This window comes from Chryseobacterium flavum (genome assembly GCF_003385595.1).
Lineage (GTDB): Bacteria > Bacteroidota > Bacteroidia > Flavobacteriales > Weeksellaceae > Chryseobacterium > Chryseobacterium flavum.
The window spans coordinates 363,930-390,522 of record NZ_QNUE01000001.1 but is presented as its reverse complement, the minus strand read 5'-3'; the positions used below and the strand labels follow the sequence as shown (position 1 = coordinate 390,522).

23 protein-coding genes are annotated in these 26,593 nt (G+C 36.3%); 16 read left to right on the top strand and 7 right to left on the bottom strand.

Annotation, left to right across the window (positions count from 1 at the left end):
• The first annotated feature begins 180 nt into the window (after window positions 1-180).
• The 8 genes from DRF59_RS01730 (at window position 181) to DRF59_RS01690 (ending at window position 10,089) form a co-directional block, all read left to right on the top strand.
• Window positions 181-909 (top strand): pirin family protein, encoded by a 729-nt coding sequence (locus DRF59_RS01730; RefSeq protein WP_115956564.1) that lies wholly within the window; start codon window positions 181-183, stop codon window positions 907-909.
• A 104-nt stretch (window positions 910-1,013) separates the two neighbouring features.
• Window positions 1,014-1,565 (top strand): NADPH-dependent FMN reductase, encoded by a 552-nt coding sequence (locus DRF59_RS01725; RefSeq protein WP_115956563.1) that lies wholly within the window; start codon window positions 1,014-1,016, stop codon window positions 1,563-1,565.
• Window positions 1,566-1,837: 272 nt separating this feature from the next.
• Entirely contained in the window at window positions 1,838-2,830 is a 993-nt protein-coding gene (gene purM / locus DRF59_RS01720) for a phosphoribosylformylglycinamidine cyclo-ligase (RefSeq protein ID WP_115956562.1), read from the top strand.
• 75 nt (window positions 2,831-2,905) lie between these two features.
• Window positions 2,906-3,469, top strand: a complete 564-nt coding sequence (purN, locus tag DRF59_RS01715) for a phosphoribosylglycinamide formyltransferase (protein WP_115956561.1) — start codon at window positions 2,906-2,908, stop codon at window positions 3,467-3,469.
• A gap of 173 nt (window positions 3,470-3,642) precedes the next feature.
• Entirely contained in the window at window positions 3,643-5,160 is a 1,518-nt protein-coding gene (purH, locus tag DRF59_RS01710) for a bifunctional phosphoribosylaminoimidazolecarboxamide formyltransferase/IMP cyclohydrolase (protein ID WP_115956560.1), read from the top strand.
• Between the two features lie 88 nt (window positions 5,161-5,248).
• Window positions 5,249-6,487: a phosphoribosylamine--glycine ligase gene (gene purD, locus DRF59_RS01705; RefSeq protein ID WP_115956559.1), complete on the top strand. Its 1,239-nt coding sequence runs from the start codon at window positions 5,249-5,251 to the stop codon at window positions 6,485-6,487.
• Window positions 6,488-6,660: 173 nt separating this feature from the next.
• On the top strand, window positions 6,661-8,190 hold the full coding sequence (gene guaA, locus DRF59_RS01700; protein WP_115956558.1) for a glutamine-hydrolyzing GMP synthase: 1,530 nt from the start codon (window positions 6,661-6,663) through the stop codon (window positions 8,188-8,190).
• A 396-nt stretch (window positions 8,191-8,586) separates the two neighbouring features.
• Complete coding sequence (locus DRF59_RS01690; protein ID WP_115956556.1) at window positions 8,587-10,089, top strand: carbon-nitrogen hydrolase family protein; 1,503 nt, start codon at window positions 8,587-8,589, stop codon at window positions 10,087-10,089.
• 64 nt (window positions 10,090-10,153) lie between these two features.
• Here DRF59_RS01690 and DRF59_RS20885 read toward each other — a convergent pair whose 3' ends face one another.
• A complete protein-coding gene (locus DRF59_RS20885) occupies window positions 10,154-10,318 on the bottom strand; it encodes a hypothetical protein (protein WP_167456632.1) in 165 nt (54 codons plus the stop codon).
• 245 nt (window positions 10,319-10,563) lie between these two features.
• Between DRF59_RS20885 and DRF59_RS01685 the strand changes: the two genes are divergently transcribed.
• The 3 genes from DRF59_RS01685 (at window position 10,564) to DRF59_RS01675 (ending at window position 14,295) form a co-directional block, all read left to right on the top strand.
• A complete protein-coding gene (locus DRF59_RS01685) occupies window positions 10,564-12,213 on the top strand; it encodes an ABC1 kinase family protein (RefSeq protein WP_115956555.1) in 1,650 nt (549 codons plus the stop codon).
• A gap of 84 nt (window positions 12,214-12,297) precedes the next feature.
• Entirely contained in the window at window positions 12,298-12,807 is a 510-nt protein-coding gene (locus DRF59_RS01680) for a hypothetical protein (RefSeq protein ID WP_115956554.1), read from the top strand.
• Window positions 12,808-12,942: 135 nt separating this feature from the next.
• Entirely contained in the window at window positions 12,943-14,295 is a 1,353-nt protein-coding gene (locus DRF59_RS01675) for a DEAD/DEAH box helicase (RefSeq protein WP_115956553.1), read from the top strand.
• 61 nt (window positions 14,296-14,356) lie between these two features.
• Here DRF59_RS01675 and DRF59_RS01670 read toward each other — a convergent pair whose 3' ends face one another.
• The 5 genes from DRF59_RS01670 to DRF59_RS01650 all read right to left on the bottom strand — a co-directional run bounded on the left by DRF59_RS01670 (window position 14,357) and on the right by DRF59_RS01650 (window position 18,155).
• Window positions 14,357-15,013, bottom strand: coding sequence for a GDSL-type esterase/lipase family protein (locus tag DRF59_RS01670; protein WP_115956552.1), 657 nt, complete (start codon window positions 15,011-15,013; stop codon window positions 14,357-14,359).
• A 64-nt stretch (window positions 15,014-15,077) separates the two neighbouring features.
• On the bottom strand, window positions 15,078-15,542 hold the full coding sequence (locus tag DRF59_RS01665) for a lipocalin-like domain-containing protein (protein WP_115956551.1): 465 nt from the start codon (window positions 15,540-15,542) through the stop codon (window positions 15,078-15,080).
• Window positions 15,543-15,783: 241 nt separating this feature from the next.
• Window positions 15,784-16,947, bottom strand: a complete 1,164-nt coding sequence (locus tag DRF59_RS01660; protein ID WP_115956550.1) for an iron-containing alcohol dehydrogenase — start codon at window positions 16,945-16,947, stop codon at window positions 15,784-15,786.
• Window positions 16,948-17,109: 162 nt separating this feature from the next.
• Window positions 17,110-17,715, bottom strand: coding sequence for a hypothetical protein (locus DRF59_RS01655; RefSeq protein ID WP_115956549.1), 606 nt, complete (start codon window positions 17,713-17,715; stop codon window positions 17,110-17,112).
• A gap of 35 nt (window positions 17,716-17,750) precedes the next feature.
• The gene (locus tag DRF59_RS01650) at window positions 17,751-18,155 is read right to left on the bottom strand and encodes a hypothetical protein (RefSeq protein ID WP_115956548.1); all 405 of its coding nucleotides are present in this window, start codon (window positions 18,153-18,155) and stop codon (window positions 17,751-17,753) included.
• Between the two features lie 261 nt (window positions 18,156-18,416).
• Between DRF59_RS01650 and DRF59_RS01645 the strand changes: the two genes are divergently transcribed.
• Complete coding sequence (locus DRF59_RS01645; RefSeq protein ID WP_115956547.1) at window positions 18,417-20,951, top strand: phosphoenolpyruvate carboxylase; 2,535 nt, start codon at window positions 18,417-18,419, stop codon at window positions 20,949-20,951.
• Window positions 20,952-21,059: 108 nt separating this feature from the next.
• Here DRF59_RS01645 and DRF59_RS01640 read toward each other — a convergent pair whose 3' ends face one another.
• Window positions 21,060-22,667 (bottom strand): S8 family peptidase, encoded by a 1,608-nt coding sequence (locus tag DRF59_RS01640; protein WP_115956546.1) that lies wholly within the window; start codon window positions 22,665-22,667, stop codon window positions 21,060-21,062.
• Between the two features lie 87 nt (window positions 22,668-22,754).
• On the opposite strand from DRF59_RS01640, the gene DRF59_RS01635 reads away from it, so the two are divergent.
• From DRF59_RS01635 to DRF59_RS01620, 4 genes are all read left to right on the top strand, one after another.
• Window positions 22,755-23,879, top strand: a complete 1,125-nt coding sequence (locus DRF59_RS01635; RefSeq protein ID WP_115956655.1) for a DegT/DnrJ/EryC1/StrS family aminotransferase — start codon at window positions 22,755-22,757, stop codon at window positions 23,877-23,879.
• Between the two features lie 412 nt (window positions 23,880-24,291).
• Window positions 24,292-25,314: a UDP-glucose 4-epimerase GalE gene (galE, locus tag DRF59_RS01630; protein WP_115956545.1), complete on the top strand. Its 1,023-nt coding sequence runs from the start codon at window positions 24,292-24,294 to the stop codon at window positions 25,312-25,314.
• Window positions 25,315-25,325: 11 nt separating this feature from the next.
• Entirely contained in the window at window positions 25,326-26,090 is a 765-nt protein-coding gene (locus DRF59_RS01625) for a methyltransferase domain-containing protein (RefSeq protein ID WP_115956544.1), read from the top strand.
• An 11-nt stretch (window positions 26,091-26,101) separates the two neighbouring features.
• Window positions 26,102-26,557 (top strand): adenylyltransferase/cytidyltransferase family protein, encoded by a 456-nt coding sequence (locus DRF59_RS01620; RefSeq protein WP_115956543.1) that lies wholly within the window; start codon window positions 26,102-26,104, stop codon window positions 26,555-26,557.
• Window positions 26,558-26,593 lie beyond the last annotated feature (36 nt).

Here is a 26,593-nt window from a genome sequence, read left to right as displayed (position 1 = left end):
AAATTAAGAATAGAATTGTAGGCGGGCTTTAAGCTCGCTTACATATTTTTATAAAGCTGTATTCAATGAACACTAAACCTGCAATTTTTTTGAATTTCTTAGAACAGATACCTTTCTTAACTTACATCAACTTTTTGTTACTTCCTATCCCTTACATTTGTACCATAAATAATCACAGAAATGAAAACAGTATATCATAAAGCAGATTCAAGAGGTCATGCCAATCATGGCTGGCTGAACAGTTATCATACTTTTAGCTTTGCTAATTACCAGAACAGGGACAGAACGAACTTCGGTGTTCTAAGGGTCTTAAATGACGATACCGTTTCTCAGGGAATGGGATTCGGAACGCATCCTCACCGGGATATGGAAATTATTTCTATTCCTTTAGAGGGAGATTTGGAACATAAAGATTCTATGGGAACCACAGCGGTGATCAGAAAAGGAGAAATTCAGGTGATGAGTGCCGGAACCGGTGTTATGCACAGCGAATACAATAAAAATAAAGATGAAGAGGTAAAGTTCCTGCAGATCTGGGTTTTCCCAAGAGAGCTGAATGTAGAACCGAGGTATGATCAGAAAAGTATCAGAGAAGGAGAGAAGATCAATGGATTCCAGCAGATTTTATCACCAAATAAAAATGATGAAGGGGTTTGGATTCATCAGGATGCCTGGTTCAACCTTGCCAATTTTAAAAAAGGAAACGGGAAAAACTATATGCTCAACAAAAAAGGAAACGGGGTATATGCTTTTGTTTTGAAAGGAAGTGCAAAGATTGGAGACCGGATATTAAATGAAAGAGACGGATTAGGAATATGGGATGCTCAGAGCTTTAATATCGAAGCCGTGGAAGACACTGAGGTTTTATTAATGGAAGTTCCTATGGAATTGCCTTCTTATCTTAAATAAAAAACTAAATTTGTATCCTTAAAAAATAAAATATAGTAATTCGCTGCGATTTATTCAGATGAATTAGAAACAGCAATTTTACATAACTAAATATTATTACATACATGAAAATCTTAGCAATAGCAGGAAGTAATTCAGAAGCTTCAATGAACAAACAGCTGGTAGCATATGCTTCAACATTATTTGAAAATGCAGACGTAGAAGTAATAGACCTGAATCCTTTTGAAATGCCGATTTACAAACATGAAAGAGAATTGGCGGGAGGAGTTCCGCAGGAGGCTCATGATTTTGCAGCTAAAATTGATGGGGCAAACGTACTGCTGGTTTCTTTACCTGAACATAACGGAACGTATTCCACTGCTTTCAAAAATGTGTTTGACTGGGTATCCAGAATCAAAGACAGAACAGTATGGAATGAAGTACCTATGCTATTGATGTCTACATCTCCGGGTGGAAGAGGTGGAGCCGGGGTTTTGGAAGCAGCATCAAAAAGATTCCCTTTCCATGGTGGAAATGTGGTTGAGACATTCTCTCTCCCTTTCTTTAATGACAACTTTGATAAAGCGGGTCAGAAAATTTCTAATGAAGAGAAAGACAGTGAATTAAAGGAAAAAATAAAGAAGATTTCTGCCATTGAAACGATCCTTGAAAAATAGAATTTGAATATTCGTTTAAAATTACTATTTTTGCAAAAAGAAAAGAGATGAAAATTCAGACCTCCTATAAACAATGTTTTTCTGATAAAGGGAAAATTGTGGGCTCTGAAATTCTGAGATAAAATAACGGCCGATAATCTGAAAAGATTGTCGGCTTTTTTGTTTTCTGAAATCAAGTATAAAAGTAAATATATAATGTACCAATTTATCAATGTACCAGTCTGACAATTCAATTTATTGTTACATTGCTAGATTATTATAAATTATTAAACATGAGCAACACTTACAAATCAGCAGGAGTAGACAAAGAAGAAGGATACAAAACGGTTGATAAAATCAAAAAAGCAGTTGGTGAAACCCACAATTCCAATGTATTGAATCATTTGGGAAGCTTTGGGGCTTTCTATGAAATCGGAGGATATAAAAATCCTGTCCTTGTATCAGGAACAGATGGAGTAGGTACGAAGCTGAAAGTCGCTTTGGATACTAAAAAATATGATTCTATCGGGATTGATTGTTTCGCCATGTGTGCCAACGATATCCTTTGTCATGGTGCCAGGCCTTTATTCTTTTTAGATTATCTGGCTTGCGGAAAGCTGGATTCTGAAATTGCAGCCGAGATCGTTTTGGGAATGGTGAATGCTTGTAAAGATAACAACTGTGCATTAATCGGTGGAGAAACTGCTGAAATGCCGGGAATGTATCAGCCCGGAGATTATGATGTTGCCGGATTCTGTGTAGGGATTGTAGAAAAAGACCAGATTATTGACGGATCGAACATTAAAGCAGGAAATAAAATTATTGCTTTACCAAGCTCAGGATTCCATTCAAACGGATTTTCACTGGTAAGAAAAGTATTCCCGGATTTCGAAGAAGAATTTGAAGGAAAACCACTATACGAAACCCTTTTAGTTCCTACACGACTATATTATAAAGATATTCATAAAGTATTGGAAGAAGTAAAAGTAAGCGGTATTGCTCACATTACAGGAGGCGGTCTTTACGAAAACGTTCCAAGAATTATTCCTGAAGGGTTATGCGCTTCTGTTGATGGCTCTAAAATCAGAATTCCAAGTGTAATGCTTGAATTGGAAAAAAGAGGAGGAGTAGCGAGGGAAGAAATGTTCGGAACTTTTAATATGGGTGTAGGTATGGTAATCGTAGTGGACGCTGAACATGCTGAAAAAGTATTGCACCTTCTGGATGATGCCTACGAAATCGGAGAAATTACTGAAGGAAGCGAGAAAATCAATTTGAAATTTTAAATGACATCAGATTTCAGATCTTAGATATCAGACTGTAAGTCTGTAATCTTAAATCTGAGATCTAACATCTGAATAATGAAGAATATCGTTGTACTTGTATCCGGTTCAGGAACAAATCTGCAGAGGATCATTGATACTATTGACTCAGGCGAAATCCGGAATGCAAAAGTTACCTTGGTGGTTGCTGACAGAGAATGTTTCGGACTGGAAAGAGCAAAGAATCATAATATAGAAAACATACTCATTCCAAGAGGAAAGAATTTCAGCAGTGAATTGGCTAAAGTGATTCCTGAAAATACAGATCTTATTGTACTGGCAGGGTTTTTATCCATTTTAAAATCTGAATTCTGTGAAAACTGGAATGGTAAAATAATCAATATTCACCCGGCTTTGCTACCGAAATTCGGAGGAAAAGGAATGTGGGGAATGAACGTTCACAATGCAGTCATTGAAGCAAAAGAAGTTGAAAGTGGGGCAACGGTACATTTTGTAACGCCGGGCATTGATGAAGGAGAAGCTATTCTTCAGAAATCTTTTGAAGTAACAGCAGATGATACTCCTGAAACATTGGCACAAAAAGTTCATCAGATTGAATATGAGATATTCCCGTTAGCGATTAATAAAGTCCTGGGAAACTGATAATGTAACAATCTAACAATGTGCCGGTTTACCAATCATCTATTGTTACATTGTTAAACTGATACATTGTTACATTAATAAGAAGAAATCTAAGTAAAATAAAAGTAAGCCCGGAGGTGAAAGACCCGGATACAGTTTGAAATAGCTGTAAAAAGTAAAAAATTGAAAGTAAAATGAGTAAAAAGAGAGTTTTAATCAGTGTTTCTGACAAAAGCGGATTAATTGAATTTGCACAGTTTCTGGAAGCCCGGAATTATGAGCTGATCTCTACAGGAGGGACATTCAAACATTTGAAAGACGCTGGTTTAAATCCGATTCAGATTGATGAGGTTACCAATTTTCCTGAAATGTTAGACGGAAGGGTAAAAACTTTACACCCGAAAGTTCATGGAGGATTGCTGGCTGTCCGTACCAACGAAGAGCATATGAAAACAGTTCAGGAGCACGGAATTGGTTTGATTGACATGGTTATCGTAAACCTTTACCCTTTCTTTGAAAATGTAAACAAGAATATTTCTTTACATGAAAAGGTTGAATTTATTGATATCGGAGGACCTTCAATGCTTCGCTCTGCGGCGAAAAATTTTGATTCTGTTACCGTGATTACTGATGTAGAGGATTATGCAACAGTAAAACTGGAAATGGAGCAAAATGGTGATACGTATATTGAAACACGTAAAAAACTTGCAGGAAAAGTATTCAACCTGACTTCTGCCTATGATGCGGCTATTTCCAGAATGCTTTTAGATGAAGATTATCCTGCTTATTTAAATGCTTCATACAAAAAAGTTTCTGACCTGAGATATGGTGAGAACCCTCACCAGACTGCTGCTTACTATGTTTCTACTTTCGAAAACGGGGCGATGAAAGACTTTGAACAACTTGGAGGAAAAGAATTGTCTTTCAATAACCTGCGTGATATGGACCTTTGCTGGAAGGTTGTGAATGAGTTTAAAGAAGAAATGGCTTGTTGTGCAGTAAAACATTCCACACCTTGTGGCGTAGCTATCGGAACTTCAGCATTGGAAACGTATCAAAAAACTTTTGAATGTGACCCGGTTTCAATCTTTGGTGGAATTGTTGCTATGAATTACAAAATTGATGCTGCAACAGCTGAAGAACTGAACAAAACATTCCTTGAAATTGTAATGGCTCCTGAATTTGATGAGGAAGCCCTGGAAATTTTAAGAAAGAAGAAAAATCTTAGAATTATCAGAATTGTAAACCCTGTTTCTGACAAACAGACCTGGGTGAAGGTAGATGGTGGTATTCTTGTTCAGGATAATGATACTCACTTCTCTGACGATATCAAAGTGGTTACAGAAGTACAGCCTACAGAAGAGCAGAAGAAAGCATTACTTTTCTCTCAGAGAGTGGTAAAATATGTGAAGTCAAACGCTATTGTGGTTTCCAACGGAATTCAGGCATTCGGTATCGGTGGTGGACAGGTAAACAGAATCTGGGCGACCCAGCAGGCAATCGAAAGAGCTAAAGAAAAATTCTCCGGAGATCTGGTTTTGGCCTCAGATGCATTTTTTCCTTTCCGCGATGTAGTGGATTTCTGTGCGCAGGAAGGTATTAAAGCTATTATTCAGCCTGGTGGAAGTGTTAAAGATCAGGACAGCATAGAGGCTGCCAATGAGCACAAAATCCCGATGATGTTTACGGGTGTCAGACACTTTTTCCACTAATTAAAATAGAATTAAAAAATAATCAGGGATTGTATTTTTAGCATTCAAAATTATATATTTGTAAATTAGACTAGATAATAAATAAAGTATGAGAATATTAATCATAGGTGAAGGCGGTAGAGAATCTGCTTTAGCGGCAAAACTTCAGAATGACCCCAGAATTTCTAAAATGTTTTTTGCCAACGGGAATGCTACTACCGATGTAATAGGGAAAAATGTTCATTTATCAGAAATCAAAGAACTTAGGGATTTCGCTATTAAAGAAAAAGTTGACTTAACCATTGTAGGTCCTGAAGCTCCACTTGTAGCTGGTATAAGAGATGAGTTTAAGCAGCATGACCTTAAAGTTTTTGGCCCTAATCAAAAGGTGGCAAGCCTGGAAGGAAGTAAAGCTTTCTCAAAGAAGTTTATGCAGACCTATGATATCAAAACGGCTAAAGCTGTTGTATTTGATTCATATAACGAAGCTAAGGAATATGTTCAGACACAGGAATATCCTTTGGTTATCAAAGCAAGCGGTTTAGCAGGCGGAAAAGGAGTTGTAATTTGTGATACTCTTGAAGAAGCAGAAGCAACAATCCATGATTTCATGATCAGAAGAATTTATGGTGATGCTGGTATACGTTTAGTTATTGAAGAATATTTACAAGGTTTTGAAGCTTCAATTATTGCATTCTCTAACGGAGAAAAACTTTTCCCTTGTATAGCGGCAAAAGATTATAAAAAAGCCGGTAACGGAGATACAGGACCCAACACAGGAGGAATGGGATCTGTGGCACCAAGTCCGGAGTTTACTCAGGAACATTACGCCGATTTCGAAAAAAATATCCTGGAACCTACCGTTAAAGGTCTTAAAGCTGAAGGATTCGGATTTAAAGGAATTATTTTCTTTGGACTGATGGTTACGAAAAACGGAGCTTATCTTCTTGAATATAACATGAGATTTGGAGATCCTGAAACTCAGGTATTGATGGCTCTTATGGAAAATAACCTGCTTGATGTGATTCAGGATTGTATGGAAGGAAAAGACATTGAGCTGAAGTTTAAGGATGAAAAAGCTATATGCCTTGTGATGTGCTCAGGAGGATATCCAAGAAACATTGAAACAGGATTTGAAATCGTAGGCGAAGATAAAGTAAAAAACAGCCAGTTGCTATATGCAGGAGCTATCAGAAAAGGAGATAAAGTAGTTTCCAATGGAGGTAGAGTCCTTAATATTGTAGCCACCGGATCAACTTACGAGGATGCCCGTAAGAAAGCTTACGAAGATGCAGGCCACGTACATTTCGATTATGGCTTCTACAGAGAAGACATCGGAAAGTTTTAATAAAAATCACGAAAAAAGATTTGGAGCTGTTCCAAGTCTTTTTTTGTAAAACAGTTAAGTAAGCAATAAACTTTAGGCTAGAGGCACCGTGCTTATTGCGGTATAGAAAGCTTATTGCCTGAAACCTATAGTTTAAAGCTTTTAAATTAATCATCATTTATCAATTATCAAAAATGAACAACGGTATTATTATTTTAGATTTCGGATCCCAGTATAACCAGCTTATCGGAAGAAGAATCCGTGAGATGGGAGTATATTCTGAAATTTTACCTTACAATACACCATTACAAGATATTCTAGCAAAACAACCTAAAGGAATTATCCTTTCCGGTGGACCAAGCTCTGTAAATGCCGAAAATGCTCATCTGGTTGAAAAAGAACTATATGAACAGGGAGTTCCTGTACTGGGAATCTGTTACGGAATGCAGATGACAGCTCATCTTTTAGGAGGAAAAGTAAATAAAGGAGAAAAAGGAGAATACGGAAAGGCGAACCTTGATATTGTTAAAGAAAGTTCTTTATTGAAAGGTGTTACTCAGGACTCTGTAGTTTGGATGAGCCATTTTGATGAAGTGGGAGAGCTGCCTGCGGGCTTTGAATTAAATGCAAAATCAGGAGTAATTGCTTCTATCTCTAATGAAGATAAAAAAATATTCTGCGTGCAGTTCCATCCTGAAGTTTCTCATACGGAAGAAGGGGCAAAAATGCTTGAAAATTTCGTTTTTGGAATTTGTAATGCAGAGAAAAACTGGAAACTGACTAACTATATCGACAGGACGGTTGAAGAAATCCGTGAAAAAGTTGGTGACAACAAAGTAATCCTGGGACTTTCCGGAGGTGTTGACTCTTCTGTAGCCGCAGTTTTGATCCATAAAGCGATTGGTGATCAGTTAACCTGTATTTTCGTAGATACGGGATTATTAAGAAAGGATGAAGGTAAAAAAGTAATGGATCAGTATGGAGAGCATTTCCATATGAACATTAAAATGGTGGATGCTAAAGAAAGATTCCTTTCAAAACTGGCTGGAGTAGACGATCCCGAAGCCAAAAGAAAAATCATCGGAAACGAATTTATCCACGTATTTGACGAAGAATCCCACAAAATTGAAGGCGCTAAATTCTTAGCTCAGGGAACCATTTATCCTGATGTTATCGAAAGCCAGTCTGTAAACGGACCATCTGCAGTGATCAAGTCTCACCATAACGTAGGAGGACTTCCTGAAGATATGGAATTTGAATTATTAGAACCGTTAAGAGAACTTTTCAAAGATGAAGTAAGAAAAGTGGGAGAAGAATTGGGAATTCCACATCATCTGGTATACAGACACCCTTTCCCTGGCCCTGGATTAGGAATCAGAGTGTTGGGAGCTGTAGACGCTGAGAAAGTAAGAATCCTTCAGGAAGCTGATGATATATTTATCGAAGAACTATACAAAAATGACCTTTACGAAAAAGTATCTCAGGCATTTGTAGTACTCCTTCCTGTAAAATCTGTAGGAGTAATGGGTGACGAAAGAACTTACGAATACACAGCTGTAGTTCGTTCTGCCAATACGATCGACTTTATGACGGCAACGTGGAGTAGACTTCCTTACGAATTCCTTGATACCGTTTCAAGCAGAATCATCAACGAAGTAAGGGGAATTAACAGAGTAGCTTATGATATTTCAAGCAAACCACCAGCAACCATTGAATGGGAATAATTTTTGACTTGAATTTACAATATAAATCCTGCCCGCTTTGGGTGGGGTTTTTTATTAAAACTGTTTTAATGAAAAAATAATAAGTATAATATTGATAATAATTAGTAAACAATATATCAGTTTGAATAATAGTTGATTATGGAAAATAAGATAACTTAACAATATTGATCCTGTTAAATACAAATAAATAACATTTTTGATTTCCCGGGTATTTATTTCCACTACTGAAAATAAGTTTAAATTGTGTGAAACATTAATTATTGAATCAGGATAAAAAATCCTTACAATAAAAATAAATGTAATGGTTACTGTTAAAGTTAGTGCATAGGCTTTCATCAATAAATAAAAAGCGGTATTTGTTTAATTTTTTCCTAAATTTAAGTAAAATTACATCAAATGCAAATAGAAACAAGAAACCTGACTCTTCAGGATTATGATGAACTGGCGGAAACGATGAAAAGGGCCTATCCGCAAATGTCGGAATCCATATGGTCCAAAAAAAGTATTGATAAACTAACAAAAATATTCCCTAACGGACAAATCTGTATTACTGTGGATGGGAAGCTTGCTGCAGTAGCGCTTTCCATCATTGTTAATTATGAAGAATTCGGGGATGATCATACCTACAGTGATATTACAGGGAATTATACCTTTAATACCCATTCTTCAACAGGAAATGTTCTGTATGGAATAGAAGTTTTCGTAGACCCTGAGTTTCGTGAACTGCGTCTTGGAAGAAGGCTTTATGATGCGAGAAAAGAACTCTGCGAATTACTGAACTTAAAATCAATTATTCTTGGCGGAAGAATCCCGAGTTATCACAAATACAGTCATGAGCTTTCTCCGAGAGAATATATACGGAAAGTCAGGGATAAGGAGATCTATGATCCGGTACTGTCTTTCCAGCTTTCCAATAATTTTTTGCCGATCAGGGTTTTGAAAAAATATCTTCCCGAAGATGAAGCATCCAGGGAAAATGCAGTGCTTTTACAATGGAATAATATCTATTACAGCAAAAGACCGAATACTATGCAGGATAGTATCATACGTCTTGGCTTGGTTCAATGGCAGATGAGGCATTTCAAAGATATAGATGCTTTTTATGAACAGGTAGAATTCTTTGTAAACGTGATGGGAGATTACAAATCAGATTTTGTACTGTTTCCGGAGCTTTTCAATACTCCTTTGCTGGCACCGTTCAACAATCTTTCGGAAAGAGACAGTATGATAGAGCTCGCCAAACTTACTGATCAGATAAAGAATAGGGTTTCCGAGCTGGCTATCAGCTACAATGTCAATATTATTTCGGGAAGCATGCCGGTATTTGAAAACAATGAACTGTATAATGTAAGCTATCTTCTTCACCGGGACGGTCGTATGGATGAATACAGAAAAATCCATATTACCCCGAATGAAAAAAGATATTATGGAATGAAGGGAGGAAATGAAATAAAAGTTTTTGACACAGACTGTGGAAAAATAGGACTGGTTATCTGCTATGATGTGGAATTCCCAGAATTACCGAGAATTCTGGCAGATCAGGGAATGAAAATCCTGTTTGTTCCTTACCTGACAGATACCCAGAATGCATATATGAGGGTCCGTCACTGTGCGGCTGCAAGAGCTATAGAAAATGAATGTTATGTAGCGATTGCCGGCTGTGTAGGTAATTTGCCTAAAGTCAATAACATGGACATCCAGTTCGGACAGGCTGCAGTATTTACCCCTTCTGATTTTGCTTTCCCTTCAAATGCCGTAAAAGGAGAAGCAACACCCAATACAGAAATGACATTGATTGTTGATGTAGACTTAAACCTTTTAAAAGACCTTCATCATAACGGCTCTGTTCAGGTCATGAAAGACCGGAGAAAAGATCTGTATGAGACTTACCTTAAATAACAAAACAAAACAGAATGCATCTTGCATTCTGTTTTTATTTTTACGTCAATAATTTAGTATTTTATTATACATACTGAGGGCATACTACTGCAGGACAGATCAATCCCGGACATCTTGGTCTTCCATCATCCGGACAGCACTGGTTTGAGCAGTTTCCAATGATGATCCCGCTTCCTGAAATACCTTTTAACTGTTCTCTTGAAAGTTTGTTGTTTCGTAATTTTTTCATGTTGTAATACTTTTATTGGTTTGTTTTAATGTTTTGTACGCTGTAAATATAGAAAAATATATTAAATATATTATGATAAGTGAATATTATTCTTTTTATGATTGGTTTAATGATGTTTCTCTGTGTTTTTTAAAATGATATTTAAGTTTTCATGAAACAACTATACTGAATGCTTGGACGGAATTGGATAAAAAATACTATTAGGAATAGTTTTTGGAGTAAATTGCACCTACTATTTATATACTATGTTTGATAAACAGCAAAGAAAACTGAAAAGATCCGCCCGGCTGATTTCGGTATTAAGTAAATATGGTTTCAAAGATCTTCTTGCAAGAATGAACGGAGGAAACAGGCAGGATGAAACGTCAGGAAATTCAGATGAGATCATTTCTAAAGGAACAGTCTATGAAAGAATCAGATTGGCCCTGGAAGAACTAGGTCCTACTTTTGTAAAGCTGGGTCAAACCTTTAGTAACCGGGAAGATCTGATGCCCCCGGAACTTATTCAGGAACTACAGAAGCTGCAGGATAAAGTAGAAACTGTAGAAATGGATGTAGAGGAAATTCTTGAAAATGAATTTAATATTTCTGTGAAAGATCATTTTCTTGAAATACAGAAAGAACCTTTGGCTACAGCCTCTATTGCCCAGGTTTATAAAGCGGTCCTGCTGGATGGAAGTCCTGTCATAATAAAACTGAGAAAGCCGGATGTACAGTCCGTTATTGAAGATGATCTGCTTTTAATTAAAGATTTGGAAAAACTGTTATCAGCTTACTCTGAAATAGGAGACAAGCTGAATCTTAAACAGGCTATTTCCACTTTTGAAAAATCCTTACTGGAAGAAGTTTCCCTGATCAATGAAAGAAATAATATCCAGCAGTTCCGCCTCAATTTCAAAAATAATAAAGAAACCTATGTTCCTAAGGTATACGAAGAATTTTCCAACAATAATGTTCTTTGTATGGAGTTTATTGATGGAATTAAAGTAACGGATAAATCAGTCCTTTTATCAAATAATATTGATCCTGTCAAAGTATCTGAAACGGGATTACGGTTATTTGTTTCCCAGATTCTGGATTACGGTTTTTTTCACGCAGATCCTCATGCTGGAAATATTCTCGTGAAAAAAGACGGACGGATTGTTTTTATTGATTTCGGAGCAGTAGGAAAAATTCAGCCTAATGATAAAGAGATTCTTGAAAATCTGATTGTAAGCTTTGTTGCTAAAAATCCACATAAGATCGTACGTTATCTGAAGAAGATGGCTGTAAGCTATGAAATCCCCGATGAGAGAAGATTTGAAAATGATGTGGAAGACATTCTGAATTTTGTTCACAGCTCTTCACTGCAGGAAATTAATGTGCAGGTGATCATTAACAAAATGAAGGATATTTTAAAGGACAACAGACTGTACATGCCTGATTATTTTTATCTTTTGTTTAAAGGAATAAGCCTGATAGAAGGAGTAGGAAGAAATATCAATCCTGATCTGGACATTGTGAAAAGTCTGCATCCTTATACCAGAAAGATTTTCACCAAAAAAATCAGCCCTAAAAATATTTTGAAAACGGGAATGGATAGAATGATGAATTTTACGGATAATGTAGATGAAATCCCGAAAGAACTACGCTCTGTCCTTCAAAAGCTTGATGAAAATAAATTTACAGTTTCGAGTGAGATAAAAAATATAGAAAAAACAAACCAATTGATTAAATCCAGTGTGATCAATCTGATTCTGGCCATGATATTGGGTGCAAATATTATCGCAACAGCTATTGTTTTTGTTTCTGAATCAGGTCCCAGAATAGGAGAGCTGTCACTGGTTGCTGTATTCGGGTTTGTTTTTTCAGTTATTCTGATTTTGATACTTTTGTTAAGAGTTACAAGGAAATAAAAAATGATTATTCTACAATTACTTTAACCTGTTAACAGGGAACGTTATTTTGTAAAAACTTTTATATAAAACAATGAAACAGCTATGAAAACACTTATTACTGCAACAGCCTTTTTTTGTTGGTCATTCTGTATTGCCCAGGAAGTAAATGAAAACAGGACTTCAGGAGATTTTAATGGTGACGGAACAAAGGAGTACGCTTTTACAAAAGTTACGGATTGTGGTGATGAATGTGAGGGAAAATGTGAAACAACAATTAATTTCAGTGATAAACAGATAAAAGAATTTACCATTTCACCTTCTAATAATGGAGCCTTATATAATTTGGGTGATCTTAATGGTGACGGAAAAGATGAACTGGGCTTTTATCCGGGCTGGTGCACCAGCTGTTGGCATCCATTTTACGTTTATACTTTAACAAAAGAAGGCTGGAAACCCCTGGTAGACCCAATTCTCACTCATTGTAACCAATGGGAGGAAAATCAGTTTCCGATTAAAAAAGATCCGGAAAAAAAAGGATACGTAATGATTACTTCAAGTCAATGGAAAGATGATGATATTAAAATCAGTACGAAAAGTGTTAGGGTGAATTGACCGGATTGGATGGAAGTTAGAGAAAATATTTTTTACATCAATCGGTTTAGCTGTAAAAATCAAAATTTAACATCTAATCTCCAGCTTCAAATCTCCCTCTTCCATACTACAAAATTAAATACCTATCTTTGCAAAATGGAAAAACTCACTTTTGCAGATTTTGACCTTCCGGTTAAAATTCTTGATGTTTTGGCGGATCTGGAATTATTTGAACCTACTCCTATTCAGGAGAAGAGCTTAAAACCTATTCTTTCCGGAAGAGATGTAATGGGAATTGCACAAACCGGAACCGGTAAAACGTTAGCTTATCTTTTACCCGTTCTGAAATCCTGGAAATATAATAAGACCGGAAACCCAACAGTTCTGGTGCTTGTACCTACAAGAGAATTGGTTGTTCAGGTAACGGAGATTCTTGAAAAGCTGACGCAGAACATTACTGCAAGAGTAATCGGAGTATATGGAGGAAAAAATATCAATACCCAGAAGCTTTTGTTCGATGGCGGTTGTGATATTTTGGTAGGAACACCGGGAAGGGTTATGGATCTTGCGATAGATAATGCAATTTCCCTCAGAGAAATTCAAAGGCTCATTATTGATGAATTTGATGAGATGCTTAACTTAGGTTTCAGACCACAGCTTACCCATATTTTCGAGATGATGAAAGAGAAAAGGCAGAATATTCTTTTCTCTGCAACGATGACCGAAGCTGTAGATGAAATGTTAGACGAATATTTCGCCAATCCAATAGAAATTTCATTGGCAAAATCAGGAACTCCGCTTGAAAAAATAGAACAAACGGCATATAAGGTTGAAAACTTCAATACCAAAATCAATTTGCTTGAGCATTTGCTTAAGAATGATGCAGAGATGTCTAAGGTATTAATTTTCAATAATAATAAAAAACACGCAGATCTGCTGTTTACGAAAATTGATGAATTGTTTCCGGAGCAGTTTGACGTTATTCACTCCAATAAATCTCAGAACTACAGGCTTAAAGCTATGAAAAGATTTGAGAATGAAGAGATCAGGGGGCTTATTACTACTGATGTCATGGCAAGAGGACTGGATATTTCAGATATTACCCATGTTATCAATTTTGAGACGCCTGATATTCCTGAACAGTATATTCACAGGATCGGTAGGACCGGTAGGGCTGATAAGGACGGGAAAGCGATTACTTTTGTAACAAAGAAAGAAGAACCTTTAGTGCTTGATATCGAATTGCTGATGGATAAAGGATTAAAGTTCAATGACTTCCCTGAAGGCGTTAAGATTAACCCCAATAAGATTGCTTCTGAAAAAGATGAGGTGGTAATGAAAAATCCTGCGCAGGTAAAGCTGAATGAGGGTGGAGGGGCATTCCATGAGAAGAAAGCTAAAAATACAAAAGAAAACTGGGGAGGCCCGTCAAAAAGAAAAGCTCCCAAAAAATTTGGAGCAAACAGAGCCCAGCAGAAAGCCAAGTCTAAGGCAAAGAGAAAAAAATAAAATTACCCGGAAATTAATAATTCTGTAGTATAAATAAAAAGCGGCTGTACAGCCGCTTCTTTTATTTCATATAAGGATCCATAACCTTTTTCCAGATCTGATACCCTTCCGGTTTAAAATGAAGCATATCTTCAACAAAAATATCTTTTCTTACATGCCCGTTGGAATCTTCCATAGCCTTAGTCACATCAATGAATTCCGCATTAGCTTCTTTTTTCATGAAAGCTGCTATTTTTTTATTGGCAATCTTCATTTGAGGCCATAGCTTTTCCCGGCTGGGAGAGTACTTCATTGAAATATAATCTACTTCAATATTCGGAAACCTTTCACGGATCTTTTTGTAAAATGTTTTATATCTGCTAACTACAGTTTTTGCTTTTAACTGGTGGTTGTCAGCAAAGTCATTTTCTCCGCAGTAAATAATAATCTGCTTTGGCTGATAAGGAGCGAGCAGGTCATCAGCAAAATCATTAAGGTCTGTAAGTCTTGAACCCCCGAATCCCCTGTTTATGATGGTTTTATCGGGAAAGTAATCCGCAACATCAGTCCACCTGGTAAAAGAAGAACTTCCTATAAACAGAATAGCATCCTTCGGTGGTGGATTCTGTTGATCTTCTTTTTTGAAATGTTGGATGTCCTGCCAGAACATTGGTTTTTTCTCCTGAGAAAAGGAAATGGCGAAAAACAGCAAAAGGAATGCTGATAAAATCTTCTTCATTATATTCAAATTTTAATTTAGTATAAAAATAATAAAAAACTCCCGATTGTACGGGAGTTATCATTTATCTTTTATAGGTAACATAAGTGACATCCGGTATTTTATCTCCGTTCTGATCATAATTACCAAATTGCTGGGCTATCCTAAGCTCTGTACTGGACAGTATATCAACCTTATAATTGCTACTTTCTCCCCCATCAAATGCAATACCTAAAATTTTGGACTCTGCGTCATAGGTATATCTTCCTTCGCTTTTCCCGTTAACCTGGCAATCTGCACCACCTGTTCCTGAATAAGCTGTATAACTAACATAAAAGTCTGTTCTGAAGAAAAGCAGATTTTTTGCATCACACCCTTCCGGGGTAGAAGAAGAAAGCACTGTTTTATTATCTTTTCCGGAAATAACTTCCCTTTTGACTTCCTTCCAATCTCCTTTCATCAGCTCCATTTCATAAGCTTGTGTATCGTCATCCTGACAAGAAGTAAGTGCCAAAGCAGAAAAGGCAAATAAAAGTAGTTGTTTTTTCATTTTCACAAATTTAAGAATATGCTAAAATATAAATAAATTTGAAATATCTGTAATGAAATCGTTATTTTTTAAACAATTGTTTATAAATAAAATAATTTTTCAAAAAGGCAGAGACTTTAAATAATAATAAGGAAAACGGAGAAATTATCAGTCTTTAACAGGTCATATGCAAAACATAAGCCGATAAATAATAAAAGCAGGTATTAAAACCCGCTTTTATTTACAAAGTTGTATGACTATCTTAATAGCTCATCTCTACAATTTTATAGGCATCCTGAGGAGTAAGTTTCTTATATTCTCCCAGACCAGACCAGTTTCTGTCTGTAAAAGCTTTTTCCACTCTTTCCGCAGTTCCTTTATATTCTTCGGTATATTCCGAAAGTCTGGTTTTAATGTGAAGACTGTGGAAGAAATCTTCCAGTTTTCTGATACCCAGTTCAGCTTTTTCTTCTATTGTTCCATCCTTAATTCCCCATACTCTTTCCGCATACTGTGCAAGCTTTCCTTTTTTATCCTCAAAGTTATAACGGTAATGAGACGGTGCAATAATCGCTAATGTTCTTGCATGATCAATACCAAAATAAGCAGTTAATTCATGCCCCATTGCATGCACTGCCCAGTCGGTGATCACTCCTTTCTGAATAAGGCCGTTTAAAGCCATTGTGCAGCACCACATGAAGTTTCCGGCAGCATCATAATTGAAATCATCTGCCAATACCTTAGGAGCAGTTTCCTGAAGGCTGATAAGAATACTTTCAGCAATTCTTTCCTGAAGATCTGCAGAGGACGGAGCGGTCATATATTGTTCCAAAACATGGGTGTAGGCATCCGTGATTCCGTTTACAATCTGGTTTTTAGGAATTGATCGGATGACTTCAGGGTCTAATACCGAAAATTGAGGAAAAAGTCCCGGGCCTCCTGAAGAAAGCTTTTCATTGGTTTCTCGTCTGGAGATCACATATCCTGAGTTCATTTCAGAACCGGTAGCAGGAAGTGTTAAAATGCTTCCGAAAGGCATACCTTCCCCTTCAAAAGTTCTTACCTGTTTTTTTAGAATTTCCCATGGTTCTCCATTATAATTGGCGGCTGCAGAAATGAACTTGGTTCCGTCAATCACAGAACCACCTCCTACAGCAAGAAGATAAGTAATGTTATGTTCTTTAATAAAACTGATCGCATTGATCAGTACCTCATATTCAGGATTGGCTGGAACTCCGCCGAATTCATATAACGTATGGCCCTTTAAAGCTTCTTTTACCTGATCATAAACTCCGTTATTTTTGATGCTTCCTCCACCATAAATCATTAATATTCTTGCTTCTTTTGGAATTTCATTGGAAATTTTAGCGATTTCACCTTTTCCAAAAAGTATTTTAGTTGGATTTTTAAACTCAAAGTTAAGCATTGTTCTAAATTTATTTACTTCAAATGTACGGAATGAAAAGGGAAATCGAAGTTAATAAAATTTTAAAATTACTATGGCTTATTTTAATGAAAGCTATTATGGAGAATTAGCTTTACAAAGTCAGAAATAAAGAATAAAAAGCAGCTTAATGCACCTTGGATATTATAACGGGGAACAATTTTCATCCCTGGCATAGATGCCATTTTTTCTCGCTTCCAGTTTTCCTGATTTTCTATTGATTTTCACCCAAAAAGATTCTTTAACAACCGGACATCCCTTAGATTGCATAAGATACATCAGAATATGATTTTCTTCAATTTTGTAGGCTCCTGTAAACAGGGTGCTGGTATCCACTGAATAACCATAAGTTTTTGCCAGTAAAATAGCTTCAGGAAGATTATCTACTGTTCCGATAAAATCTCTCAGCTGCTGTTCGTTGGAAAAATAAACAGATCTGTCATTTTTACATGCCAGGATATATGAAAAACAATTATTGCCTATACATCTCTGGAAAAAACCTCTTTCAGGAACAGGTTCGTTGATCGTCATGAAGTCGGGAGCCTGGCTTTCATAAATCACCGCTTTTTCATAATCCATATCATTGCTGAGAACGCGCCAATAAGCATAGTCTTTATCCGGAACAATGAATGGATAAAGATAGTCTGTCGTATCAAGGATATCAGGAATTTTTTTATAATCATCAGGAACCTTGATCTGGCAGTAAAGCAGACTGGAGAAGATCACGGAAAATGCGATGATTGCTTTCATAGACGATATGTTTCCGTTGCAAATTTAGGAAAGTATTATTCCAATACAATTTTATAGTATCCTTTTTCATCAGTTACATCAATATTTATACCTGTAAAAGTCAATTTATTGATTTGATAACCGTCACAGCCTCCTTTAAATTCCGATGACTTAATTGAAAAATCAAAATTTTTAATATTAGAATAAAATTTATAGCTTTTTGTTCCGTTATATGCCCCTACATTTTCTAAAATAACTTTGTTGTCGGATGTTTTGGTTAATTGTATGCTTACATTATTTTCATCCTGAACGGAATAGTTTGTTAAGGTCCCGTTGGCAATAAGATTTTCATTGTTGGAATTTACAAACTCAAAAATGATAGGTAACGGCGCATTGTAACAATCTTTTTCACAAGAGTTGAACAAAAGTGATAGGAGAAGGAAAATGAATATTTTTTTCATTGGGGATGGTGTATAGAGTAAAATTAATTATTAATGTTTTGTAATCAAAATTATATTAAATCTGAATATTATCACGATGTATAATTTTAAATTTGAATAAGCTGATTCGTAAATTAAATCATCGATGATATTTCTATTTTTTCCGTCATTGGGAAATGTGTTATCTTTTACTGAAATTTAATATTAATTTTTTGCATTTTGTACTTAATTTTTTGTCATTTGTCAATCCAACTAATTTGAAAATCGCTTACATTTGTTAGTATGATACACGACCAACGCGCAGAAAAATTCAGGCAGATCGTGGAAAATAAGTTCCAGATCTATAATTCATTATTTATGAGCCTGCCTTATGATAAAATGACAAATATCGGAATGCTGCTTCCGTTTCTTTATGAAGAAAGCAGAACCGGTTATGAAGCAGGAAAAACTCCTGAAAATATCGTCGAAGAATTTTTTAAGAATCATACCGATCTCCAGACTGAAGAGCAAAAACTGGAACTGCTGTTCAAGATCATTCAATATATAGAAAGACAGGTGGTTTTGTTTGACAGCATTGAAGATGCTGCGTTTCCCAATCTCCATTCCGAAAGTGACAATGGAACGGTGACTAATCTTTTTGAACGCTCTTTGCAGGACCATAAGATTGAAAAAGTAAGGGAGAAGTTAAAAGATTTCAGTGTAAAAGTTGTATTTACGGCACACCCCACACAGTTCTACCCAAGTTCGGTCCAGAGAATTATTCAGGATCTGAGAGGGGCTATTACCAGTGACTCCGTAACACAGATCGATATGCTTTTGCAGCAGTTGGGTAAAACTCCTTTTGTCAACAAAGAAAAACCAACACCAATAGATGAGGCCCTGAGTATTATTTCCTATTTAAGGTATGTATATTATGATACAATCGGGGAATTGTTTACAAAAATCAAGAAGACCTTTGGAAACGGACATTTCCATCTGCATGAAGATATTATTCAGTTGGGATTCTGGCCGGGAGGTGACCGGGATGGTAACCCGTTTGTAACGGCTGATGTTACTAAGAAAGTAGCTGAAGAGCTTCATTCAGCCATTCTGAAGTCTTATTACAGTCATTTAAAATTTGTGCGGAGAAGGTTGAGTTTCAGAGGTGTTTCAGAAATTTTGACGCAGTTAAGCGAAGAACTGTATGCCGCAATTTTTGACGGAAAGAATATTACAGCAGAAGATATTTTAAAAAGAACGGATGAAGCAGAAAAAATACTGATCAAGGAACATAATTCTTTGTTTTCGGATCTCCTGGTTAACTTCAGAGACCGGGTGAAAATTTTCGGGACTCATTTCGCAACGCTGGATATCCGCCAGGACAGCAGAATTCATCAGAAAGTGATTGATGAGGTTTTTGCAAAACTCTATGGGAATAAAGATGCTGATGCAGAAGAAAAGTTCAATACACTTATTCAGGTTTCAGAGAAAGTAAATGCGGATGATTTTGAAGACATCGTAAAAGATACTTTATTAACGGTTTTACAAGTAGAAGATATCCAGAACCTGAATGGATTGAGAGGAATGAACCGGTATATTATCTCCAATTCTGATGCGGTAAAAGATGTGATGAACGTATATGCATTCTTTAAAATATGCGGATATAAGGATCAAAATATCAATATGGATATTGTTCCGCTTTTTGAAACCATGGAAGGCCTTGCCAATGCAGAGAATGTCATGAAAGAACTGTATCAGAATCCGGTTTACAAAAAGCATCTGGAAAGAAGGGGAAATCAACAGACCATTATGCTTGGGTTTTCTGACGGAACCAAGGATGGAGGATATTTAAAAGCCAACTGGGAAATCTATAAGGCAAAAGAAGTACTGACCAAACTTTCTGAGCAGAATAACATTAAAGTAGTATTCTTTGATGGAAGGGGAGGCCCTCCGGCAAGAGGCGGAGGAAAAACGCATGATTTCTATGCTTCTCAGGGGAAAACAATTGCCAATAATAAAATTGAACTGACAATTCAGGGACAGACTATTACCAGTATTTTTGGAAATAAAGAACAGGCTAAATATAATTTTGAACAGCTTTTAACGGCAGGGGTAGAAAATGATGTATTCAAGACCGCAAAAAAGGATCTCACAGAAAAAGAAAGAGCCTTAATTATAGAACTTGCAGATATTAGCTTCAGAAAATATTCCGACCTGAAAGCGCATCCAATGTTTGTTCCATATCTGCAGGAAATGAGTACCCTTGAATATTATGGAAAAACGAATATCGGAAGCCGCCCGTCAAAAAGAGGAAATGGCAGTGAACTGAAATTTGAAGACCTTAGGGCCATTCCGTTTGTGGGTTCATGGTCACAGCTGAAACAGAATGTACCGGGATTCTTTGGTTTTGGCTATGCCATGCAAAAGATGAAAGAGGAGGGAAGGTTTGAAGAGGTAAGGGAGCTGTACAAAGGTTCGGATTTCTTTAAGACTTTAGTATTGAACTCAATGATGAGTATGAATAAATCTTATTTTCCTTTGACTTATTATATCAAAAATAACCCTAAATTCGGAGCATTCTGGAACGTACTGTTTGATGAGTATAAGCTTTCCAAAGAAATCATGCTTGAACTTACCGGTTTTAAAATGCTTCAGGAAGAAGATCCATTGTCTAGAAAATCCGTGAAAATCCGTGAAAAAATTGTACTTCCCCTGTTGAGTATTCAGCAATATGCTTTAATGAAAATTCAGAAAAGAGAAGGGAATCTGGAAGCTTACGGAAAGCTGGTAACACGTTCGTTATTCGGAAATATTAATGCGAGTAGAAATTCGGCATAGTTCAATAGTATAAATACAAATTTTTATATAACAGAAACGGGCTTAGCCCGTTTTTTCTTTAACACACTCCATCAACGGATTAATCCATCTGCTCTGTAAAGGAGTTTTTTATTCTTTTATAAATTTTTCATACAGGATTCTGTCTTTAAACCGGATTTTCAGATAATAAATTCCTTTTGCGAAATCCTCTACATTCATAGAAGCCTGCATACTGTTTTTCCTGATAAGTCTCCCCAGGGTATCATACACTTCCAATGCTTTTATTTCAGAGTCTGATGATGATACAGTCAGAATTTTTCTTGCGGGGTTGGGGTATAATGATACGATTTCTTTTTTTATGGATTCGGAAATATTCAGAGTATTGTACAAGCTGCCAAAATTAAGGATGCCATATCCCATCTGATCGGTATGACCAGGATATAATGATGCTGTTTGCCTCAATTTTGTTCTGATCTGTTCTCTGTCCATTCCCGGGAATGCCTGGATAAGACATGCCACTCCACCTGCTGCAATCGGAGTTGCAATGGATGTACCATTGACAATAAGAGTAGAGTTATTGTTCACACTGGTAGTAGCAGTACCCTGTGCGCTTCCGTCTGGTTTTATGACTCCTGAGGCATTGGGACCATAAGAAGAAAAACCTGATGAGCTACCTGAGATATCTACTGCTCCGATTGTAAATACTTTGGCATTATCTGCCGGAGTCAATAGATAGTGCCATGGTTCAGATCCTGAATTTCCTGCGGCCACAAGAACAAAAATTCCTTTTTCTGCAGCAATTTGCGCCGCTCTTGCAATGAAGGACGTTGTTCCGTTCATATCACTATAGCTGTAATTATACTGTGGATCATCAAAAACATTATATCCCAGGGAAGAAGTAATAATTTCTACCCCCTTTCGGTCTGCTTCTTCAGCAGCTTCAATCCAGTAGAGTTCCTCCTCCGGAATTTCTACAGCAGCATTCTCACTTCTGTAAAGATAAAAATCAGCATCAGGCGCAGATCCTGCAAAGGTATTTTCCAGATAACCTCCGATTGCACCCAGAACTACAGAACCGTGTTCACTTAAAGACGAATTGTAGATATTGCTGCTTTTGGTGACAAAGTCATAGCCGGCTTTTATTTTATTATTGGTCCATAATCTCGAGAATGCAGATCCTGTATTGACAAATGGAAACCCTGTATCAATAACCGCAATTGAAATGCCGGTTCCGGTATATCCTGCCAGATGAAGAGGTCTTATATTTACCTGGTCTATTTGTGCAGCACCTTCTCCATAATTGAAGGAGGTAAGAGGTTTATTGGTCGGATCTGTATGATTTTTCCATTTATTTACAGGTTTTATCGGTGATGTTGTGGTGCTGTTTCTTGCAAAACTCTGGACAGACGTTACAAACGGCTGGGCCTGTAAGGTCGTTATTTGTGCAGGAGTAGCATTCACTGCTGCACCATTTAACCATTTAGAATAATCAACAACAGTAAATCCCATATTTTGAAGGTTCTGAAGATAAGAGGACTCAACAGGAGCATCCTGGTCGTTTAATGGGATACCTAATGCTGTACGCCTGTTAAGTGACTTCTGGGAAAGTTCTGACAACGGATTGGCATAGAATGCAGCTTTATTGGGTTTACCATTGAAATATACAAAAACAAGCTGTGTTTGGGCAGATATGATATAGGAACCTGTTAAAAAACAAAAGAGTAAAGTTTTTTTCATTGTATTAATTTGTATAAAGATAAAAACAAAATCAATAAAATTTTTGATAGGATTTTAAATTCCTTATTTTTACAGAAATATTTATTTATGAAAAAAATTCAGATGGTTGACTTGCAAAGTCAGTATTACAAAATAAAGAATGATGTAGATAATGCAGTTTTAAATGTAATGGATTCTGCGGCTTTTATCAATGGTCCTGAAGTAAAGTCTTTCCAGAATGAATTGGAGTCTTATTTAGATGTAAAACATGTGATTCCGTGTGCGAACGGAACAGATGCATTACAGATTGCTTTAATGGCCCTGGATCTGAAAGAAGGCGATGAGGTCATCACTGCGGATTTTACTTTTGCAGCAACAGTAGAAGTTATTCATTTACTTAAGCTGAAATCTGTCTTAGTAGATGTTGATTATGATACATTTACGATTTCAACTGAAGAATTAAAGAAAGCAATTACTCCCAGAACAAAGGCAATTATTCCTGTGCATTTATTTGGACAATGTGCAAATATGGAAGAAATTTTAAAAATAGCTGAAGAACATAATCTGTATGTTATTGAAGACAATGCACAGGCTATCGGAGCAGAGTATACATTTTCTGATGGTACTGTAAAGTATGCAGGAACAATGGCTACTGTAGGAACCACTTCTTTCTTCCCGTCAAAGAATTTAGGATGCTATGGAGACGGAGGTGCTATTTTTACAAATAATGATGAGCTGGCACACCGCTTAAGAGGAATCGTAAATCATGGGATGTATGAAAGATATTATCATGATGAAGTGGGGGTTAATTCACGTTTAGATAGTATTCAGGCTGCCGTTTTAAGAAAAAAGCTTCCACATCTGGATTCGTATAATGAGGCAAGAAGAAAAGCTGCTGACTATTATGATGAAGCATTTGCAGGACATGCCAATATTCTTACTCCTAAAAGATCTGAAAACTCTACGCATGTTTTCCATCAGTATACTTTAAGGGTTCTGAACGGAAAACGTAATGAGCTTCAGAAATTTCTTGCCGAAAAAGATATTCCGGCAATGATTTATTATCCTGTAGCATTGAGAAAGCAAAAAGCTTATTATCAGGAAAGTAACGATGCTGATTTTGTAAATACGGATAAACTTCTAGATCAGGTTATTTCACTTCCGATGCATACGGAATTAGATGAAGAGCAGCTGAAGTATATTACAGATGCTGTGCTTGAGTTTATGGGGTAGTGAAAAAAAAATTTATAAGCTGGTATACTACTTAGCGTAATAACCAGCTTATTACTTTTTATAATATCAGCATTTTGGATCCTTGAAATATTTAATGACTTTAGCTTATTTAAAAACATTTTTATTGTTATTTGCTTAGTCCTTAATGCATTGGCATTTGTCAATCTGATTGAAAAATATGATAAAGCTAAATTGTTTCTAAATCTCAGTTTATTACTATCCATAATTAATTTTGGCTATCCTTTATTGTTTGGATTTTTTAAACGGACATTATGTTTTGGAGCGTTTACTTTTAAATTTTTATTTATACTCATATTGTGTCTTCTGATTGTAAATGTGTTTGAGGTGAAAAAATAAGAAGGATTTAACGAAATAGGAAGCATAGGAAAAAAACGAAGATTAAAAAAATAAAATGACAATACTTGTTACAGGAGGACTTGGATATATAGGTTCCCATACCGTAGTAGAATTACTTAATAATGACTTTGAAGTTGTTATTGTAGACGATCTGTCTAATTCAGAAAAATTTATTTTAAATAATATTGAGGAAATTACTGGTATAAAGCCTGTTTTTTATCCTTTTGATTTAAAACGAAAAGAACTGCTTCATCAGGTTTTTGAAGCACATCAGATAGGGGGATGTATTAATTTTGCGGCCTCTAAAGCAGTAGGAGAGAGCCAGATAAAGCCAGTAGACTATTATGAAAATAATCTGTTTTCTCTGATTAATATTCTTCAGGAATTTAAAGAGAGAGGAATATCAAATTTTATTTTCAGTTCATCCTGTACAGTATACGGACAGGCTGATACGATGCCGATTAATGAAAATACCCCACTAAAAACACCCGAAAGTGTATATGGTAAAACAAAACAAATGGGAGAACAGATCCTGATTGATTTTGCTGAGGCATATCACCGGAAAATATCATTATTAAGGTATTTTAATCCCATTGGTGCACATCCTTCTGCAAAAATAGGGGAATTACCTCTCGGAGTTCCCAATAATCTGGTCCCTTATGTAACGCAGACTGCAGCGGGAATCCGTGAAAAATTAAATATATGGGGGGATGATTATCCAACAGAAGATGGTACAGCGGTACGAGACTATATTTATGTGGTTGATCTGGCAAAAGCCCATGTTTCAGCTTTAAAAAAACTGATCGGGGATTCGTCTGAAGAAGCTGTAATAGATGTATATAACCTGGGAACAGGAAAAGGATCATCCGTATTGGAGGTCGTTAATGCTTTTGAGCGGGCTAATGATGTAGAGGTTCCGTATCAGATCTGCGCCAGAAGAGAAGGGGATATTACCATTGCCTACGCAGATCCGGGAAAAGCTGAAAGAGAATTAGGATGGAAATCTGAAACATCATTGGAAGAAGCTTTGAGAACAACCTGGGAATGGCAGGAATACCTGAATTCCAGAAATATTTAACTTAATATATTATGCCTTGGAACCCCGAACTATATGATCAGTTTAAAGAAGAGCGTTCAGCTCCTTTCTTTGAATTATTAGGACTGGTGGAATCAAAATCCGGGTTATCGGTTATTGATTTAGGATGCGGAACGGGTGAGCTTACTTCTAAACTTTTGGATTATCTAGAAGATTCAAAAGTTTTAGGAATAGATTCTTCTGAAGAAATGTTGAAAAAAGCGGCCCATTTTAAGACAAGCAGGCTGACTTTTGAGAAGAGGAGTATTGAAGAACAGCTCCATTTTTCCGATACTTATGATCTGATTATTTCTAATGCAGCTATCCAGTGGTGTGAAAACCATAAGGAACTTTTTCCAAGGATGATCAGCAAGATAAAAAACGGAGGACAATTAGCAGTACAGATTCCTTCCAACCATGAATATGTGGTACATAAATTGCTGAGAGAAATTGCAGGAAGAGAACCTTATAAAACAGCATACAACTCCTGGGAAAGAAAATATACTGTTCTGACCATTGAAGAATATGCCGGAATATTATTTGATAATAAAGGGAAAGAAATTACCGTTTATGAAAAAGTATTTCCCCATGTCCTGGAAAATGCTGATGCAGTATTTGCATGGGCTTCAGGAACAGCAATGATTCCGTATGTTGAAAGGCTTCCGGATGACATAAAAGAACAATTTAAAAAAGAGTATAAAAGCGAATTACAAAACATCTTTCCTGAATCACCGGTCTTTTACCCGTTTAAAAGAACATTTATTTCAGCGAAGTTTTAATTTAAATTAATATGAAGACACAAAGAATAGGTATTACATTCTCATCTTTTGACTTATTACACGCCGGACATATTAAAATGCTTGAAGAGGCTAAAACAGTATGCGATTATTTAATCGTGGGGCTGCAGATAGACCCATCTCATGACCGTCCAAACAAAAATAAACCGAGTCAGACCATCGTTGAACGATATATCCAGTTAAAAGCTGTAAATGCTGTAGACGAAATTGTCCCTTATTACACCGAAGAAGATTTACTGGATATTCTAAAATCCTTTGTCATCGATGTAAGAATCATTGGAGATGATTATATGGACAAAGACTTTACAGGAAAGAAATACTGTGAAGAGAAAGGAATAGAAATTTTTTATAATAAAAGAGACCACAGGTTTTCTACCAGTGATTTAAGAAAAAGGATTTATGAAGCTGAAAAGGAAAAAGCTGCAAGATCACAGCAGCCTGTAAAATAAAAACAAAAAATCCCGAAATATATTTCGGGATTTTTT